Consider the following 1,246-nt stretch of genomic DNA (forward strand, 5'->3'; position numbering starts at 1 on the left):
GCGGACCGTCGACCGGCTGCTGTCGATCCGGCGGCACAAGGCGGTGCGCATGGAGGACCTCGGCCGGCTGCGGGTGCAGCTTGCCAAGGTGGCGCCGTTCATCGTCACGGCGGACCGGCAGATCGGGCAATCGGCGCTGGACCGGCTCGACCTTCGGGCGCGGCTGATGCCGAAGCCGGCGCAGCTTTCACTGCCGCTGTTCGCCTGAGACGCGGCATGCACGCGGTCAACCTGTCCCATCCCGCCGATTTCGAGGCGTGGCGGAGTGCCGCCCGCCGGATGATCCTGGCCGATGCCCGGCCGGAGGCGGTCGACTGGCGGGTCGGGAGCGATGCCGGGCTGTTCGGTGGGGCGGAACCCGCTGGCGGTGGGAGAGGGCCGGGCGGGCGTGGGTTCAGTGTGCCACGCGGGTTCATGGATCTGGCGGAAAGCGTCGTCTGCCACCGCGACCCGGCGCGGTTCGCGGTGCTTTACAGTCTGCTGTGGCGGCTGACCCACGGCGAGACCGGTTTGCTGGAGATCGTGTCGGACCGGGAGGTCTACCGGGCCGAGGCCATGGCGCGGGCGGTGCGCCGGGACATCCACAAGATGCACGCCTTCGTCCGGTTCCGCGAGCGGGACGGCCATTACCTGGCGTGGTTCGAGCCGGACCACTTCATCGTCGATCGGGCCGCCCCGTTCTTCGCGCGGCGCTTCGCCAACATGGACTGGTCGATCCTGACGCCGGACCGGAGCGCCCATTGGGACGGCGAGATGCTCCATCTGGCGCCTGGCGCCAGCCGGCGGGACGTGCCGGACGACGATGCGCTGGAAGAGTACTGGCGCAGCTACTATGCCAGCATCTTCAACCCGGCCCGGCTGAAGATCGCCGCCATGCAGGCGGAAATGCCCCGTAAGTATTGGCACAACCTGCCGGAGGCGCGGATGATCGCCCCGCTGATCCGCGAAGCCGGGCGGCGGACGGCCGGGATGATCGAGGCGGAGGGGACGGCGGCGCCGGTCAAGGCTGCCCGCTGGGCGGAGGCGCTGACGCGGGACCTTCCTCCTGTCCAGGACGACGGCGGCCTGGAGGCATGCCGGCGCTGCGGGCTTTGGCAGGCGGCGACCCAGGCGGTTCCGGGCGAGGGACCGGCCGGAGCGGCGCTGATGCTGGTCGGCGAACAGCCGGGCGACCAGGAGGATCTGGCTGGCCGGGCCTTCGTCGGTCCCGCCGGGCAGTTGCTCGACAGGGCGATGAAGGAAGCCG

General features: G+C 71.3%; 1 protein-coding gene and 1 pseudogene. Both read left to right on the forward strand.

The annotated features are described in order from the left end of the window. Positions 1–208, forward strand: a pseudogene (locus AC5JJ6_RS39595) (putative DNA modification/repair radical SAM protein); the annotation flags it as partial. An 8-nt stretch (positions 209–216) separates the two neighbouring features. Continuing rightward, positions 217–1,246, forward strand: a 1,030-nt coding sequence (locus AC5JJ6_RS39600; protein ID WP_496047307.1) for a TIGR03915 family putative DNA repair protein, incomplete at its 3' end; no start/stop codon positions are given.

It is taken from the genome of Skermanella sp., assembly GCF_059503625.1.